The sequence below is a fragment of the Paenibacillus sp. V4I5 genome (genome assembly GCF_030817255.1).
GTDB lineage: Bacteria > Bacillota > Bacilli > Paenibacillales > NBRC-103111 > Paenibacillus_E.
Map to the genome: position 1 here is coordinate 7,618,974 of NZ_JAUSZB010000002.1, position 17,350 is coordinate 7,636,323.

General features: G+C 43.8%; 12 protein-coding genes. 8 read left to right on the plus strand and 4 right to left on the minus strand.

Annotated elements, in window-relative coordinates:
- The first annotated feature begins 31 nt into the window (after positions 1 to 31).
- The 5 genes from QFZ78_RS36155 (at position 32) to murI (ending at position 6,642) form a co-directional block, all read left to right on the plus strand.
- Positions 32 to 2,032 (plus strand): ATP-binding protein, encoded by a 2,001-nt coding sequence (locus QFZ78_RS36155; RefSeq protein WP_307554641.1) that lies wholly within the window; start codon positions 32 to 34, stop codon positions 2,030 to 2,032.
- A 174-nt stretch (positions 2,033 to 2,206) separates the two neighbouring features.
- The gene (locus QFZ78_RS36160; RefSeq protein WP_307554643.1) at positions 2,207 to 4,234 is read left to right on the plus strand and encodes a methyl-accepting chemotaxis protein; all 2,028 of its coding nucleotides are present in this window, start codon (positions 2,207 to 2,209) and stop codon (positions 4,232 to 4,234) included.
- A gap of 169 nt (positions 4,235 to 4,403) precedes the next feature.
- Positions 4,404 to 4,934, plus strand: a complete 531-nt coding sequence (locus tag QFZ78_RS36165; RefSeq protein WP_307554645.1) for an ATP-dependent Clp protease proteolytic subunit — start codon at positions 4,404 to 4,406, stop codon at positions 4,932 to 4,934.
- A 118-nt stretch (positions 4,935 to 5,052) separates the two neighbouring features.
- Positions 5,053 to 5,835, plus strand: a complete 783-nt coding sequence (locus QFZ78_RS36170) for a Cof-type HAD-IIB family hydrolase (protein ID WP_307556084.1) — start codon at positions 5,053 to 5,055, stop codon at positions 5,833 to 5,835.
- A 30-nt stretch (positions 5,836 to 5,865) separates the two neighbouring features.
- Entirely contained in the window at positions 5,866 to 6,642 is a 777-nt protein-coding gene (gene murI / locus QFZ78_RS36175; protein WP_307554647.1) for a glutamate racemase, read from the plus strand.
- A gap of 89 nt (positions 6,643 to 6,731) precedes the next feature.
- On the opposite strand, the gene greA is transcribed toward murI, so the two are convergent.
- A complete protein-coding gene (gene greA / locus QFZ78_RS36180) occupies positions 6,732 to 7,202 on the minus strand; it encodes a transcription elongation factor GreA (RefSeq protein WP_307554649.1) in 471 nt (156 codons plus the stop codon).
- A 205-nt stretch (positions 7,203 to 7,407) separates the two neighbouring features.
- On the opposite strand from greA, the gene QFZ78_RS36185 reads away from it, so the two are divergent.
- Positions 7,408 to 9,387 (plus strand): hypothetical protein, encoded by a 1,980-nt coding sequence (locus QFZ78_RS36185; protein ID WP_307554651.1) that lies wholly within the window; start codon positions 7,408 to 7,410, stop codon positions 9,385 to 9,387.
- 85 nt (positions 9,388 to 9,472) lie between these two features.
- Here QFZ78_RS36185 and QFZ78_RS36190 read toward each other — a convergent pair whose 3' ends face one another.
- Complete coding sequence (locus tag QFZ78_RS36190) at positions 9,473 to 12,730, minus strand: DEAD/DEAH box helicase (RefSeq protein ID WP_307554652.1); 3,258 nt, start codon at positions 12,728 to 12,730, stop codon at positions 9,473 to 9,475.
- Positions 12,731 to 12,877: 147 nt separating this feature from the next.
- The gene (locus QFZ78_RS36195; RefSeq protein WP_307554654.1) at positions 12,878 to 13,654 is read right to left on the minus strand and encodes an SDR family NAD(P)-dependent oxidoreductase; all 777 of its coding nucleotides are present in this window, start codon (positions 13,652 to 13,654) and stop codon (positions 12,878 to 12,880) included.
- Between the two features lie 215 nt (positions 13,655 to 13,869).
- Between QFZ78_RS36195 and QFZ78_RS36200 the strand changes: the two genes are divergently transcribed.
- Together QFZ78_RS36200 and QFZ78_RS36205 are read left to right on the plus strand one after the other, a co-directional pair.
- A complete protein-coding gene (locus QFZ78_RS36200; RefSeq protein WP_307554656.1) occupies positions 13,870 to 15,615 on the plus strand; it encodes a sensor histidine kinase in 1,746 nt (581 codons plus the stop codon).
- Between the two features lie 601 nt (positions 15,616 to 16,216).
- Positions 16,217 to 16,702, plus strand: coding sequence for a hypothetical protein (locus QFZ78_RS36205; RefSeq protein ID WP_307554658.1), 486 nt, complete (start codon positions 16,217 to 16,219; stop codon positions 16,700 to 16,702).
- Here the strand turns inward: QFZ78_RS36205 and QFZ78_RS36210 are convergent.
- On the minus strand, positions 16,699 to 17,223 hold the full coding sequence (locus QFZ78_RS36210) for a metal-dependent hydrolase (protein WP_307554660.1): 525 nt from the start codon (positions 17,221 to 17,223) through the stop codon (positions 16,699 to 16,701). The two genes, QFZ78_RS36205 and QFZ78_RS36210, sit on opposite strands and share 4 nt — an antisense overlap.
- Positions 17,224 to 17,350 lie beyond the last annotated feature (127 nt).

The window sequence follows — 17,350 nt, forward strand, 5'->3', positions numbered from 1 at the left end:
GTGAAAAGGAAGATCAATTCGCGGAGGTTTTATGAATCAGGATCAAGCTTCACCGGCAATGATATATAATTTAATAACGATGAAGTCAAATCCATCACAGCGGCGGTTTGCTTTTATGATTGGGGCTATTGTGGCTTTGATTTCACTATTTTCCGTGCCGTTTGTAAGGATACAGTTAGTCGAGCTGCAGGCCTATCAGCCGGCTATTTTCTCTACCGTTATTTGTTTTGAATTAATTACAGCCTACGTGATTTATAGTCAGTTCAAAATCAATCGATCACCGTCGGTACTCGTCCTGTTTGCCTTGTATCTGTTCTCTGGTGGTATGAGTTTGGTCTATATCCTCACGTTCCCTCGTGTTTTCGCTGAAAATGGCTTGTTCCATGCAGGAACGCAAACTTCGGCTTGGCTATACGTATTCTTGCACGCAGGTTTTCCTTTAGCGATTGCTCTCCATATGAGGATTGAATCCAAATATGCGCATGTTAATTATAGTGCTAGTAAGGCTAAGAGATTAGGTCTTTACACCTTGATAGGTGTCGTTTTACTAATCACAGGATTGACTTACATCACTACGCATTTCAAAAATCAAATGCCGGCCGTGTTGTCACAAGGTAAGCTAACGCCTTTGTTTATATATGGTCTTGGGCTGCCTATTGTCTTCATTACTTTGATAACATTAATTGTCTACTATAAAAGAACCAAAGCGAGTACGGTTACTTCGACCTGGCTATGTGTAGCCATACTAGCTTCAATGCTTGATGTGGCGATTATTCTTTGTGGCGGCGGTCGCTTCAGTGTGGGATGGTATGTGGCTAGGTGGAACACCTTTGTATTTGCAAATATTGTGCTTGCAGGAATGATATATGAGTTTACCAAAATGTATCTGAGTATGACAGAGCTCTTCCAGCAGGTGAAGGATAGTAAAAATAAATATAAGGTGCTGCTTGGTGAAAGCCAGCTGGCTGAGAGAAAGATTTCAGAACAAAGCGATATAATTGAGCGGATGCTTGAGTCCAGCCATGAAGCCATTATCATGTGTGATACAGAAGGACGGGTCAACTTTACAAATCGCCGCGTGGAACATTTCTTTGAACGTCCACTCGAAAGCGGAGAAAGGATGTCTAGCTATTGTCTAGGAATGAAAACCGCAGACGCTGCTTTTGATGAGGTCATTGACGCTTATTTCGAACAAACCATCCCGCCTTTTCGTAAACGAATATCTAGATTAACGTTGAAAGGTGAAACAAGGCACTATGAGTGCTATGTCAATCCAATTTCAGGTGAAATGGAAGGGACGCTAAGGGGACATCTAATCGGATTTAGAGATCGTACCGAAGAAGAGCGAGTTGATGAGTTAAAAAATGAGTTCGTTAGCATTATTTCTCATGAAATTCGGACACCACTATCCTCGATTGTGGGTTTTATTGAAATCCTGGCAACACGTGCAGTGACGGAAGAGAAGCGCGCCAAGTATATCGAGACGATTCATAAAGAATCCTTACGCCTATCGAATTTGATTAACGATTTTCTTGATTTGCAGCGCATGGATTCGGGCCGGCAAGAGTTTCATTTCCAATCTTTGGATGCTGTTTTGTTACTCCGCGAAATCGTTGAGCAGTGGCAGGGGAAAGACAATCACGAAGCTGAGCTGCATGCAGCAGCCGAGCCAATATTTGTCCAAGGAGATGAAGACCGTTTAAAGCAAGTGTTCCATAATTTGATCTCCAATGCGATTAAGTATTCGCCGGGTGCGACGAAAATTGATATTTATGTTGAAACCGATAACGGTAAAGTGTTAATTAAGATACAAGATTATGGTCTTGGGATTCCAGCCGAGGCTTTGGACAAACTGTTTACGAGGTTTTACCGTGTCGATAATTCGGATCGCAGGAAAATCGGAGGAACGGGTCTAGGGTTATCTATTGTCAAGGAAATCATTGAAGCACATCATGGGAAAGTGGTTGTTGATACGGAGTTGGGCAAAGGCTCGATCTTTATTGTGCAGTTAGTTGAAATAGATGCCGAATAGTCGGGTGAAAAAGAACATGTTCAAACCGTGAAAAACATCGCGGATTGGCGTGTTTTTTTTTATTCTAATAATTACTGAATGCTGCCTCTACTTAATGTCGAAATATAGAGGAATTTGACGAAATATATCGAATTCACAGGAAAGATTAATGATCAAATGGAGGAGTCATAAGGAATGAAGCCACAGAAAACACTAAATGTAAAAGGTTTGGCAAGAAATCTATCATTTAAGTCTTTTAAAACAAGAATGACGGCCATGTTTCTTATTATTGCGCTAGTACCGATGTTGTTTAGTATTATTTTTTCTTCTTACTATTTGAAGAATGTCGTGACAAGTGAAGTTCACTCCAAGGAAGAGAGTGTCGTTAAAGCCAATGCAACAGCAATTGACTATTCCATCCAGCGGCATATAGCGATTTTGAAAGAAATGCTCAAGTTTGACGAGATCAAGAGTGGTAATGAACAGGAAATTATGAAAACGCTTAAGAAATTTGAACAAGCGAACAAAGAAGTTGAACAGTATGTTTATGCAAATAAAGATGATATTGCCCTTACTTCGGCTGGTCAAAAGATTCCCATTGCTGAACGCGATTATGTTAAGCAAGCCAAGCAGACGAAGCTTCCAGTGAGTAGTGATTTGCTAGTCAGTAAAGCTTCGGGTAAAAATGTCATCATTGTATTTGTCCCGCTGCTTGATGATAAGCAAAACTATATCGGTGGATTATTCTGTCCATTAACAACGGATAATCTTACCGTCTACACCAAGACGATACAAATAGGGGAGACAGGCTACGGTTACTTAATGTCTCCATCCGGAATGCTTTTAACCCATCCTGACGCAGGTAAAGTGGGCAAAAAAATGGAGGATGTATTTACGCCGTCGGAAGCAGCTAAGTTTAAAGAGACTGTTTTGAAAGATGACAAAGGAACGTTTCAATTTACTCGCGAGGATGGGGTCGCTGCAGAAATTAGCTTTGATACAATCCCGTCAACAGGCTGGCGCTTGGTTACGAATATAGTGAATGAGGAAGTATATACCTCAGTAAAGACATCAAATCAAGTATCGATATGGCTGACAGTGATTACGACTATCGTAGTAGCGGCTTTCGCACTGATTGTCTCGACGAAAACAACGAGCCCAATTATTGCTATTACGGAAGCAGTGAAGAAGATGGCTGAGGGCGATTTAACGCATCGTCTTGCTATCAAGCGAAGTGACGAGCTCGGACAGCTTGCCGATAACATGAATCTTATGCTCGATTCTTTCTCAGACATTGTCGGAAAGGCTAGATACACCGCGGAACTGTTAGGCGCTTCGTCGGAGGAGCTTACGGCTTGCGCTGCGGAATCGGTCGACATTTCCACTGCGATCGCCCAATCGATTCAAGAAGTGTTCAATGCGAGTAAAGGTCAACTGCAGGGAGCGGAGCAGACATCGACCGCGATGGGGGAAATGGCTATTGGGGTACAACGGATTGCAGAATCTTCGTCGGTCGTGACAGAAGCATCGCATGCATCACTGCAGGAAGTTCAGCAAGGACGCGTTGCGATCAATCAGGCTGTCGAACAGATGAAGTTCATTAATGAATCCGTCGGGAAATCTGCGGATGATATGAGAGCACTTGAATCATACTCACAAAAAATCGGTGAAATTGTGTCGGTTATTACCGAAATTACAAGCCAAACCCAGCTGCTATCACTCAATGCTTCTATTGAGGCAGCGCGCGCTGGCGAACAAGGACGCGGGTTTGCGGTAGTGGCGAACGAAGTCAAGAAGCTGGCGGAACAGTCGTCATCCTCTGCAGCTGATATTTCGAGTTTGATTCGGGAAGTGCAGTCTTCGACATCAAGAGCCGTACAAGCAATGAATAAAGGTGTGCTGGACGTAGAGAAAGGTTCCGAGCTTATTGATGCGGCAGGGCAAGTCTTTAACCGTGTTACCTCGACATTCCAAGAAATTTCGGACCAAATCCAGGAAGTATCGGCTGCATCTCAGGAAATGTCGGCTGGCACGGAGGAAGTAACGGCGTCCATGAGCGAAATTGTTCACATGACCAAAGCCTCGTATGACCATGGACAAGGCATTTCTGAAGGGTCCAAGAAGCAGCACGCAACCATGGAGGAAATATCCGCCTCAGCAGAGGATTTAAGCAATATGGCGCAAGAACTGCAAGAATCGCTTTCTAGATTCAAAACTCATTAATATTCCTAACGGTTTAAACAAGCTTGTCAAAAGGGTATTGAGAGGTCAACCAACGGGTTGGCCTTTTTATTTTGCCCAAAATCCAGAAAAGAAAGGGAAAAGAGTTACAAAGTCTATAAAACGAGAATAGACTAACGTATCAGTAGGCCATATGGACAGGAGGCATGCTATGAATGACAGGACCCTATATCTATTCGATGGCATTAATAAAAGCTCTGTGAAAACCATTGTCGAGCAAATCATGAAAATTAATCAATTTGATGATGACAAAGATAAGAAAGAAAAAGACTTCAAACGTCTGCCCATCGACTTAATTATTAATAGTAATGGGGGGAGTGTCTATGATGGTCTAGGATTGATCAATGTGATTGATAACAGTAAGACGCCGGTGCATACATACGTGTATGGACTTGCTGCTAGCATGAGTTTACTAATTGCTGTTAGTGGTCATAAGAGGTACGCTGGCCGACTTAGTACATTCATGTATCATTCTGTATCTACACATATCGACGGTCATTTGGAACACTTGAAGAATCGTGTGGATGAAACACAAAGGCTGCAAAACATTTATGATGACTATATCTTATCGAAAACGAAACTGCATACAGACGAGCTGCATCGTGTACAGGAGCATCAACGCAATTGGTATATGAGTCCTGAAGAGGCCTTATCTTTTGGGATTATTGATGAAATTGTTTAGGCATGGCGGAGAGAAGCCTGAGGGATTCTCTTTTTCTTTGTTTTTTCTCTGCTTTTGGTGTTTAATTGAGAGATAGAGAGAAGAGGAGCAGCCGTGGCTGTCCCCTAATGAAAAGGAGATCCATACCGTGTATAAAATTGTATTTTTTGATATTGACGGCACATTAGTTAACGAAGAAAAAGAAGTTCCTGCCAGTACGATCGTAGCTATTCAACAATTAAAGCAGCAGGGGATTGAACCGGTTATTGCAACAGGACGAGCTCCCTACTTCATCAAGCCTTTGGCTGAGCAGCTTGGGATCGATTCCTATGTATGCTTGAACGGCGGCTATGCCGTTTATCGTGGTGAACCGCTCTACAGACGGATTATTGCCAAGAACAGCATAGAAGCACTGGTGAAATTGGCGGCTAAGCATAAGCATTCCCTCGTATTCGAAGGGGAGCATAACTACTTCACGGATACGGATGACGACCATCCTTTTGTTGTAGGATCTATTTCCTCCTTGAAGGTAGATTTGCCGGGGTATGACCCGGATTTCTGGAAAACAAACGATATTTATCAAATCTTCTTGCATATTGAAGACACGGATGATCATTTGTACGAGGAACTGCAATCGGAATTTAAGCTGATACGCTGGCACCAGCATGCGATTGACGTATTACCAGCAGGTGGTTCGAAAGCCCAAGGGATTGCCGCGCTTTTGGAGCTTGTTGGATTGAAGCCGGAAGATGCCGTAGCTTTCGGGGACGGTTTAAATGATGTGGAGATGCTTTCGTATGTCGGATTCGGTATCGCGATGGGGAACTCCCACAAAGACTTACTACCTTATGCCGATCATGTTACGACACATGTGGATGAAGATGGTATTCGAAATGGACTTATTACGGCAGGATTGCTATAGAAAAGAAACAATACATACAGGGTGAAGATAATGAGAATAGCTTTTTTTGATTCAGGGATAGGCGGTATTACTGTCTTACACGAAGCCATGAAGCAACTGCCTCATGAAGATTTTCTATATTTTGCGGATACCCTTCATGTTCCATACGGGACGAAGTCGAAGGACGAGGTTCTTGCTTTTGTCAAAAAATCCGTAGACATGATTATCAAAGAAGAGGTCAAAGCCCTCGTCATTGCTTGCAATACAGCAACTAGTATAGCCATTGCAGAATTAAGAAAAACCTATGAGATGCCGATTATCGGCATGGAACCCGCGGTAAAGCCAGCTCTCGAAATGAATCGTTCATCTGGTAAAAGAGTGCTCGTATTCGCTACGCCTTTAACGCTCAAGCAATCGAAATATAGAGAGCTAGTTTCTCGTATGGATGATATGGGTATGGTGGATTCGGTGCCGCTGCCGGAATTGGTTGAATTCTGTGAACAGTTAAATGTGGAGAGTCAACAAATCATTGATTATTTTCTAGCTAAGCTTGAGCCCTTCGACCTGAGAAGGTATGGGACTGTTGTTCTAGGATGCACACATTACCCCTTTTATAGGGGAGTTCTAAGAAAGATCCTGCCAAGTCACATTCAAATTGTTGATGGAAGCTCGGGTACTGTTAACCGGTTGATACAGCTGCTCAATGACCGGAACCAATTACTTGGCGAGGGGCAGTCCAACATCAAATTCATGTGTTCCAGCAATGTGACAGCTTATATTCAGAAAATGGAAAAGGCCTTGGAAATCATTCAAGCTATTGGTGAGTAAGGTTTGGGAACAAGTCAAAAAGGCATTGCTGTGCAGCCGCCGCTGCATGACAATGCCTTTATTATGTTTAGTAGAAGGATTGCGTTAGATTACGCTCTGATTTCAAGCAGCTCATAGCTAATGACACCCATGGGTGCATTCACACTAATCACATCGCCAACAGATTTGCCCATGAGGGAAACGCCAAGTGGACTTTCGTAGGAAATTTTATTTTCATTCACATCGGCTTCCTGAGAACCGACGATTTTATACTCAATTTTCTCAGCAAATTCCACATCATTGAGAATAACGGTAGAGCCAACTTGAACTTTGGATGTGCCGATATTCTTAACAACCTTAGCCTTCTTCAACATTCTTTCAATCGTCAATATTCTGGTTTCCATAAAAGATTGATCATTTTTGGCGGAATGGTACTCGCTGTTTTCCTTGAGATCGCCATAGCTAATCGCTGTTTTAATACGGCTGGCTAGTTCTTTACGTTTGACGGTTTTGAGATCTTCAAGCTCTAATTCTAAACTACGTAATCCTTCTGGAGTTAGAATAATTTCATCATTGGACATATGTTTTGCAGCTCCTCATTCATTCGATACTAGATATACTACTAAAGTAACTGAGGCAAGTAAAGTAAGTAAGACAAGGAGAACGGTCTAACTGGTGCTTTTTTTCATAAGCTGGGCTGGGTGTAAGCAACTTTAGACGATGACTGGCGTCAAATTAATGGTAAGTTTTCCCTAATTTATTCAAGTCAGGATGTGATTGTTCCAGATGATTAAAAGGAAGATCTTAGCTATCACAATCCTAGCTGCTGGTCTAGGATTGGGCAGTTTGGCACATCAGACGAAAGCTGAAAACATCTTTGGCGGCTCGTACGCGCCAGAAGGAATTAGGTTCCCTGCCACGATTGAGCTTTTGGCGGAGACACCCTATTATGCAGATCCTAATCAGCCCGATGATGAGCCGGAAGGTACTTTTGCACCTCAGGAGGTAAATGTCCTCACGGTAGATAGCTCATGGTCGATAGGTGCAGCCACCTGGAAGATTGAGACGATGTTCGGACCGCGGTGGATCAGGCCAAATCCATGGGAAATTGACATGGAACCACCTAAGCGAATTACACTTTTAGAAGAAACTCCGCTATATCGCAGTCAAAGCACCAAAGGCGGACCTGCAGCCTCATTATCCGCACAAGAGGTTGAAGTAGTTGCGGCCGAAAAACAGTGGTTCTATACGAACGACCCCACCAGTAAAGCATGGATTAAGGTACATACCACTTGGATAGGTGATCTCTGGGCGCATATACCCGTCAATCAAATAGGTACTGTACATAAGGTGCAGCGAAAAGCGCATTATTATGGGCTACCGTCCAATAGTGATCTTGGAACGGCTATGGGGATTGGCGAGCAGAAGCAAGATTGGTCAAACTCCAAGGCAGGCGATTACACGATCGCAAGGGAGTTCACAACCATCTATGATCGTGCATTCGAAGTTCAAACGGATCAAGGGACCACGTGGACGCGTGAAAAGGGAGTCCCAATCCTGAGTACGAATGAAACCATGGATATCGTGCGTGAAAAGCCGCTTATTCATGATGTATGGGATGGACTGAAGAAGGAAGATGCCGTTATAGCAGGTGAAACGGTAACCGTTTTTGAGAAAATAGAAGAGCGACTATATACGGGGAGAGGCCCTTATCCGATCTGGTACAACAGTACTTGGTACCATGTACGTTCTTCTAAAGGGACAGGATGGATAAACAAACATGTTGGCGAGCCTGAAGCTGCAATACCTGTTCATTGGAAAGTCTTAGTTAAAGATCCAAGGGAACTACAGCGCTACCCGGAAACTCCGTTCAGCTCATCAACATTACTGCTTCGCGATCAGACGGTGGAGGTTACAGAGGTTTGGAATTCACCCAACAGCGGGCCCGTGTGGCTGAAAGCTCATGTTGATGGGCGATCCGGATGGATTCCATACTGGGGGCAAGATACAATATGGGATGAAGATACACAAACGGTATCTCATATTTCAAAAATAAACACGAATAGCTTAGGAATTGCCCCTGCCGCGAATAATGGGTTGCAGCTTTACAATGGTCAGCGGATTGGGTATACGGATAATAGTCAAACTTATTTGGATGTCATCCAGCTTGCCGAACATTTTCAATTCAAAGTTGAAAAGGTACAGAGCACCGCCGCTGTCACTTTGAGTAAGGATGACTACTCTTTTGAGCTGAAAGCTGGAGCTAAGAATGCGATGATTTATTGGCACGGTACTAAGGATAAAAGTGTTCAATTGGCAGAGATGCCGCGTCATTCCCGCGATAGCTGGTATCTTCATTTGAAAGACGCTCAAGCGCTTTTTGGATTAATGCAGGTATTTGCTGGGAAAGAATACAGCTTGTTTGAGAAGAATTATAATGTGACGTTAGGAGAACTCCCGACCCAGGCGGAGAAGGGGCATCTAGAATTACAAGCCTTTGCTTATGATTGGACCAGTCGGGAAGATTATAAGTCTGGACAGATGCCGCTTCAGATGTTCATAGAGAACGGAGACCAAGGTGGAGACGCACATGTTTCCAAAACGGAAGGGATCGTTAGCAAGCCAGATGCTAGTGATTCGTCAGTTGCTTTGTTTAGCTTGAAAGCATCTCGACCGCTGGCAGCCGGAACTCACCAATTGAATGTTGTTATACGTATAGGTGAAAGGATCATTTGGAAGCAGAGCGTTGAAATAGCAGCTAAGTAACCCATCACACTAATAATAGACGAAAGATGGGCATCCTCCATCATCTTACAATGACCTTGGGATTGCCCTTCTTTTTGCCATGTAATCATCCTATCATCAAAATCTCCCGAATTTCTTGCTCCGTCAAGGCGGATAATGCTTCCTGACCCGGCTGAATCACTTCATCAATCATGTTCTTCTTTTTCTGTTGGAGCTCATACATTTTATCCTCTACGGTGCCTTGCGCAACAAGGCGAATCACCTGCACGACCTTCTTCTGCCCGATACGATGTGCACGGTCGGCTGCTTGCTGTTCCACAGCAGGGTTCCACCATAGGTCGTAAAGGATAACGGTGTCGGCACCAGTAAGGTTTAGTCCAGTACCGCCAGCTTTTAATGAGATGAGGAACAGGTCTCGCTCGCCTTCATTAAATTTGTTGCACAACTCTACACGTTCGGCAGTTGGGGTTTTACCGTCTAAGTAGAAATACGGCACCCCTTGATAGCCTAGGTCTCGCCCGATCATTCCCAGCATTGCTGTAAATTGCGAGAATATCAGCACCCGCTTGCCGGCACTTCTGCATTCTTCGATAATCTGCATGAGCTGCTCGAATTTGGCCGAGCTTCCGGCATAATCTTCGACAAACAGAGACGGGTGGCAGCATAGCTGGCGAAGTCGCGTCAAGCCGGCCAGAATTTTTATTCGATGTTTATTAAAGCTGTCTTTGTTCAGATGCTTCAGTGTTTCCTGTTGTAGTTCGGCCAAATAGGCGACATACAGCTTCTTCTGCTCCGGCAGCAGCTCGGAAGCTTGCAGCGACTCGATCTTCTCCGGTAGTTCCTTCAGCACGTCGGACTTCAACCTGCGCAGCAGAAACGGCCGGACCCGCTTGGCTACACTTTCACGGGATAAGTCATTGAATGCCTTTCTCCCGGGGAACAATTGAGGGAACACCGCGTCAAAGATGGACCAAAGTTCTTCAAGCCTGTTCTCCACTGGAGTTCCAGTAAGGGCAAAACGGTATTGGGCCTGAATCTCCTTCACCGCCTGGGCCGTCTGTGTGGTGTGGTTCTTGAACACCTGCGCCTCATCCAAAATAAGCGTATGGAACGATTGCTCCGTATACAGGTCGATATCCCTACGCAAAAGCGGGTATGAGGTTATGAGGACATCCACTTGTGACGCATGTTTCAGAATCTTGCTGCGCTCTTCTCTGCTCCCATCGGCAATGGAGGCCCGAATCTCTGGCGCGAATTTCTTCAACTCATTGAGCCAATTGTATACGAGAGAAGCAGGAGCAACAATAATCGCCGGCAGCGCCTGCTTTCTGATCTCGGGCAGCACAGAGACAATAAAAGCGATGCTTTGTATGGTTTTACCTAGGCCCATATCGTCTGCCAAGATGCCGCCGAAACTGTACTGGGCCAGCGTCTTCAGCCATTGGAAGCCATACTTCTGGTAATCCCGAAGAACAGCTTCCAGACTGGCCGGCACCGTGAAATCCAGATTATCCGGATTCCGCATGTTTTCTAGTAACTGGCGGAATGTTCTGCCCAGCTTAACCGTATTTCCTTGCCTCTCAGAGTCCATCAAATAGAGCCCGCGGACTAATGGGAGGCGAATTTCTGCTGCTTTCACGTCCTCCTTGGTAATGCCCATTTCGTTCATGACGCGGACAATTTCCTGAAACTCCACGCTTTCGAGCGGCAGTAACGCTCCATCCGGCAGCCGGTGGTATTTGCGTTTCTCCCCAAGGGATTTCAACAGATTGCGGACTTCCGATTCAGGAATACCTTCCATATCGAACTTGAATTCCAGCCAATCCGTTCGTTCATCCACATCAACCTTAACTCGCGGCGGGACATGTCCAGTTAGAAGTCTTGTTTTCACGGCAGATGTGGCATAAACAGTCACCAGCTTCTCCAACTGCGGAACGATGTGGTACAGAAATTCGTATTCCTCGTCTTCGCTATCCATGAAATATCCCCCCTCCGTCTTCGCGAAGGGACTTTGCTCCATAAGCTCCAGAATTCGTCGCTCCTGATCTCCGTCTCGCATTAGAATGCGGTCGGTTCCGCGTCTCTGTTCATTGCCTTCTAGCGGGTTAATGACAATATCGCCGTATTGAAACTCCAGACCGGCAAGCAGTCGATCTTTCACTCGATCCAAATACAACTTAGCCTTTAACGGCGTTCGCATAATGCGGTCGGAAATGGCCCCAGCGATATGGACACTGCCTAGCTTCATCAGGCCAGGAATCACTTTTTCCATAAAAGGTTCCATTTGCGCGGGCGGAATCTGAATTTGGTGCTTGCTGGAGTTTTCGAGCATTTGCTTTAGCTCCGAAAGACGCTTGCACGGTTCGGCTTGCATGTGCATCAGCTTTCCTTCGGAAAGGACAATCCCATACGATTCCATAACCGTAATCTTTTCAAGACCTTGGACATCCAATTGGAAGTCTTCGGCCTCTGTTTGGTCGAACTCAAAGTGGAGCGGGATGGGTTCATCGGATACACGGATTCCATCGAATGTGCGGTCATGCTGCTCAAGTTTTACAGACTTAGCCTCGGTAAGCGCAGGAAGAAAGGTTGTCCATGAGAACGGAGGAACCAGAAGCATCCGATCGCCACTCAAATAATTCGCACGAACGGAGTACGTAGTTGAAGTCTCAAGGTACATCTGCTCATTGCGATAAATTTCGATGAGCTGCCGAATGACCGCATCATCTTCTTTTTGAAAACTATGGAGCTTAGGGTCGTAGGTGAAATGCTTTGAAAATACATAGGCTTCTCTCCGCTCAATATGATCAAGAAATTCTCTTAACCTTTGGACGATATACAGTCGTTTAGGACCGACCTTCATCTCAATCCCGAACATGAACTTCCGATAGCCGTATTGGAATGGTTTGCAGGTTATCTCCAGTTCTAGTACTGCTCTTGTATCGAAAAAAGGTTGTGAACGGCTAGGACGCTGCGGTATGTTCCCGAACAAATCCAGTATATGGCTCGTCAATCTACGATCTCCCTCTGGATTTCCAAAAGGTCGGGCTGCTGTACCGACAACACGAGGTACTTGCTGAATAGCATGAATGTTCAGCAGCACGGCAGCAATATGTTCGCAATATTTATCGTCCGGATCATACGCAGGACAGGTGCAATGGGCAATAACCTCCCCGTTTGTATCTTCTTCAACGGTCACTAGGAAGGTGCCGTTATATCCTTCGACCGTGGCTTCATAGAGCGGTGTTTCAGGATCTTCAATTAGGAAAGACACTTGTCTTTCATGGTAGTAGGCTTCTCCTTTTTCATAAGAAAACCGGCCGCACAACAACCTAATGACCCCATCTGTCAGCTGAAAGCTCATGACCTAGATCCTTCCTTTTGCAAAATAGTTAAGTTCCGGAATTGTTATTGGTTGAATTCATTATAGCAAACATTCGTTCTCGTGAAAATCAAGCTCTAATCAAGAAAAAATGCAGCCCAATTCCAAATGGAGAATGGACTGCATGTATTACTTGGCTGTCATCGATTTTCGGATGGCAGATCCGAACAATTTGACAATGGTCTTCCTGGGGAGGACGCGTCCCAGAAAAGCATTGAACTTATTTACGCTGCCGTCAATGACGTAGGTTTTATTACGTCCCAGAGCCTTCATAGCCGTAGCTACGACCTGTTCCGGTGTCCGTTTATTGTTGGTTTCAACATCTTTGGCTGTATCGAAAAATTTGGTATCCGTCGGTCCAGGGCACAGAGCCAACAATTTAATTCCTTTATGGCGATATTCTTCCCATAGTGACTCAGTGAAAGATAGAACGAAAGCTTTCGTCGCACTATAAACAGAACAATAAGGAAAAGGGAAGAAGGATAACAAGGATGCCAGATTAATGATGGTCCCATCGCCTTTTGCAACCATTTTCGGTAAATAATAATGAGTCATTTCCACGACCGAAGTTATATTCAGCATTATCTGCTGCCGGTAGTTGTCGGGGGAGTGATTTAAAAACTCGCCGCTCAAGCCAAATCCGGCATTGTTGACCAAAATATCGACGTGCTTTCCTAGCTGTTCCGTTTGCTTAAAGACCTCGGATGCTGCATTCTCTACGCTCAAATCGATAACAATAACATGGACTTTAATAGCATAAGTAGTGGAAAGCTCTAAAGCTAGTTGATCCAATTTGTTTTTGGAGCGTGCGACTAGAATGAGATGGTTCCCTTTCTCGGCAAATTGTCTAGCGAAAACCTCGCCAATTCCAGAAGAAGCTCCAGTAATTAATGCTGTTTTTGTCATATATTGCGACCCCCACGATCTTAAATCTATTGATTTCTTCCCTATATTACCAAACGGTTTGATGCATGTATATTAATAGATAGACAATGCATTCGTATCCAACTATACTACTGAAAGAGGGGTATTTCCTCGGTTTGTGTCGAAAAATAACGAACCTTATTTTACGTCTATGTTGTAATATTGAGTTTACATTAAAAATGAAAGTGTGAAACTTCATGAGAATCAACACCAAAGTCATTTATGTCACTTTTGCTATTGTTATTTTATTGCTTGTAACGAATAACACCTCTTATTATTGGTTCACGAAATCTCTCTTAACGCAAGCGTTATCTGAACGTATGGAATCGACTGCGAGTCAAATTCGCACATCCATTGAGCAATCAGAGGAAGGTTCATTCTTTGTAGAAGATTTGATTGGTGAGAATCTTCATTCCGTCGCGCTTTTCGCCAAGAGTCAGCTAAATCCGGATATTGATAAAGTTACGAATGAACAATTAATTGAGCTTGCCAGGCAAGCAGGTGTCGATGGTTTCTCGCTGATGAAGCGAAATGGTGATGATATTATGGTAGGTAAATCATCCGAGCCCAAGGAGCTTCAGATTACAAGTACAAAAGCATTCGGGTATTGGTTTACGGCTTTTAGCCAGCTTCTGGATAACCATCAAGTTACGATTGCTGAAGGGCAAAAGCTGCCTAATTTCTGGTCGGGTATTTATGAAGTTCCGGCTTCAGGTTCAAGCGATGTTAGTAAGTTTGGGTACTATTATGATGGAAGCACGAATTATTTAATATGTGTATTTGTCAATGCAGATAAAATTCAGAAATTCAAGCAAATCGTAGGCGCGGATACGATCGTGAAGAAAACGCTCGCTTCGAATCCAGATATTATGGAAATATCGGGACTGAACGGAGTAACTTTTGGTACAAAGCCGATTGAGTATAAAGACAGTAGTGGGGTGCCATTCATATCGGTCTATGACCGCCCGGTTTTATTTGGTACATATAACATAACGAGTACGAAAGATTTGGATAACTACAAGACGTCCATACTGGAAAATAAACCAGTTAGCGTTGTGGAGAATTGGAATGGGAAGCCTATTCTGAAAACCTTCATGTATGTTCCTGTTAAGAAAAAATTGACTGAAGTTCAAAGGGAAGTTCCTTATGTCATCACCATCGTCTCGGATTATCAAACGATTCAAAGCACTTTAAACAAGCAGCTCGTTCAGCTTACGCTTCTCATTGTTTTATTTACGATTTTTAGCTGTGTACTTATATATTTGGTTTTCCGATTTATTACGAAAAGCCGAGAAACAGCAGTCCAGTCTACACAAGAAATGTACATTCAAAACGTGGATCTCATGTTTGCTACGATACGCAGTCAACGGCATGACTTTCTAAACCATGTACAAACCATGTATGCTCTCCTGTCTAAAGGAAAAAAAGAAGATCAAATGAAATACATGAAGGAATTAATTGAAGAAATTAACGAAGTGAACGATATCATTCGAATTGGGCATCCGGCTATTGCAGCGCTTATCCAAGCAAAGATTGCGCTTGCCATGAGAACCAAAATCGATTTCAATTACCATTTTACCGGCCTAGAAGGCTTGTCATTAGGAGTGAAATCCGTTGATATCGTGAAAATTATTGGGAACTTGATTGATAATGCGTTTGATGAGGTCAATAAATTCCCACCAGACGAACGTGAAGTTATGGTGAACGGATGGTCGGAGTCTAACCATTTAACCATTTCCGTAACCAACCCGGTTGATCCCGAATTCCAACTTGATGATTACAACAAAATGTTCACGATTGGCTACAGCACCAAAGGTGGCGGTGATCACCAGGGGCTTGGTCTATCGGTTGTGAAGGAACGAATCGAGCATTACAAAGGGACCATTGAAGTGTCTGTTGCAGACGGCTGCATCTGTTTCCAAATATCGGTTCCGATGCAATAATCATCGTATCCAAGCTTCTTTTGATTCGACCAAAGCCCAAGTAAATCTTGGGCTTTTTGTTATTGGGTATTAGCTCTGCCTGTTATGAGCTGTATACACGATTTGTGATCACCATTCAAGGGAAGGAAATGGGGGATCTGGTATGAATGGGCAGTCCGAAAAGTAAATAGGGGCACAGAAAAACAAAAAAATGAGGTGGCAAAGTTACTTGCCTTCTCATTTTTTTGTTTTTCTGCCGAAGGCAAGGGAAAAGTCAACGGACTTCTAGTTAGCGGAACGTCCATGCGTTATTTTGGGAAACCGGCGCTTGAAGTCGAATGTGAGGAACGTAGGTGCGCTATTTGATCAAAGGAACGATTCGGAGGCAAAAATCGTGAAATAGCGCATCGTCGTTCCGCTTCCTGATGATTTCGGGTATTTTTCGTCCAAATAGCGAATCGACGTCCCCAGCAAATGCGGGGTACCGACTTTTGGGCCAGTCTACTTTCTTTTTTCATAAAATCGTTTCATTTAGTTTTCAAACGCTTAAGTATGGGGTAAGGATAACTAACGAATGAAAAGACTCGTGATATGTAAATGAATCGAGAAGGGGGAGCATAGAATGAATAGGCCAAAGTACCGTTACAAGGAAGAGTTCAAGAAAAGTCTCATACATTTATTTCCTTTGTTTCTGCTGTTTGCATTCATTTCTCCGGAGAAAAGTATGATGTCGATGGAAGAAATTCAACCGGCTCCAGCCTATGTGGCTGGAAGGGTCATGCAAGTAAAAACGAATGATACGGAAACAGTTTTATTGGTCTCAGTTCCAGACAATCTGGAAATTCCGAGCCATCTGCTGCACCACTCTGAATTATTGGATGAGAACAATCCGACTCATTTGAGACATCCTGTTATTATTCCAGGAAATAGGGGGAAAGAAGTCGAGATCCTTGTCCAATCAACGATGAAGAAGGAATTGAACGACTTCTTAGGTGTTCCTGCCGTTGGCGAGATCGTGCAGAGCTTAGCTGAGCCCGACGCTCAAGGAGCTTATCATGCACAATTTCTTCTCAATGCCAATGGGGACTACATTGTTGCAACGCATTAAAACAAAGCGCTATGAAGCAAGATTTGAGGAAGTAAATAAGTCCAAAAAGGGATGATTAAACTCAAAGCCAGAAGTAACCAGCGGAATACGGTTTCACTCACTGACCCCGTGTCAATAGCTATCCATTTTGGGAGTAGACGAATCTTGAAGGGAATAGGCCAGAAGAGCTGAACCCCTCTATCATTGAATAAATCGATAAACGAGTGAGACGCGTAAGAGAGGATGAATACCCAGAAATATAAAGGAGATAAGGGCATTGCAATGACAACTAAGAGTAGTAGAAATAGCAAAGAATGGGTGACAGTTCTATGCTTTACCTTCAGCAGCCGCAGCAGAGCAGATAAAGGGAAAAGAACCTTCGCCATGGTAGAACCTGGCTTATCGACATCCGCTAACGTGCCTGCCAAACAACCAAGTAGAAGAGCCCCAGCGGCATCCCATGAGAAGAAACTAATATCTTGATACGTGAGAACGATTTCCGCGGAAATGAATCCGGCAATACTGTGTGTTTTTTGTAACATCTTAAACTCCTACCCATACGTGATTTATCGATAACTGTATATTATTCGTATGCGATTTCTAAATTGAGGGGAAGCCGAAAAAAATAAATATTCCGTGTCGTATTCTACCTATAAGATTGTCTGAATC

Excerpts from the sequence above, each read along its gene's own strand:
- greA (WP_307554649.1), bottom strand. The coding sequence starts at position 7,202 with ATGTCCAATGATGAAATTATTCTAACTCCAGAAGGATTACGTAGTTTA.
- QFZ78_RS36200 (WP_307554656.1), top strand. The coding sequence starts at position 13,870 with ATGAGAATCAACACCAAAGTCATTTATGTCACTTTTGCTATTGTTATT.
- QFZ78_RS36165 (WP_307554645.1), top strand. The coding sequence starts at position 4,404 with ATGAATGACAGGACCCTATATCTATTCGATGGCATTAATAAAAGCTCT.
- QFZ78_RS36160 (WP_307554643.1), top strand. The coding sequence starts at position 2,207 with ATGAAGCCACAGAAAACACTAAATGTAAAAGGTTTGGCAAGAAATCTA.
- QFZ78_RS36185 (WP_307554651.1), top strand. The coding sequence starts at position 7,408 with ATGATTAAAAGGAAGATCTTAGCTATCACAATCCTAGCTGCTGGTCTA.
- QFZ78_RS36205 (WP_307554658.1), top strand. The coding sequence starts at position 16,217 with ATGAATAGGCCAAAGTACCGTTACAAGGAAGAGTTCAAGAAAAGTCTC.
- murI (WP_307554647.1), top strand. The coding sequence starts at position 5,866 with ATGAGAATAGCTTTTTTTGATTCAGGGATAGGCGGTATTACTGTCTTA.
- QFZ78_RS36210 (WP_307554660.1), bottom strand. The coding sequence starts at position 17,223 with ATGTTACAAAAAACACACAGTATTGCCGGATTCATTTCCGCGGAAATC.
- QFZ78_RS36195 (WP_307554654.1), bottom strand. The coding sequence starts at position 13,654 with ATGACAAAAACAGCATTAATTACTGGAGCTTCTTCTGGAATTGGCGAG.
- QFZ78_RS36190 (WP_307554652.1), bottom strand. The coding sequence starts at position 12,730 with ATGAGCTTTCAGCTGACAGATGGGGTCATTAGGTTGTTGTGCGGCCGG.
- QFZ78_RS36155 (WP_307554641.1), top strand. The coding sequence starts at position 32 with ATGAATCAGGATCAAGCTTCACCGGCAATGATATATAATTTAATAACG.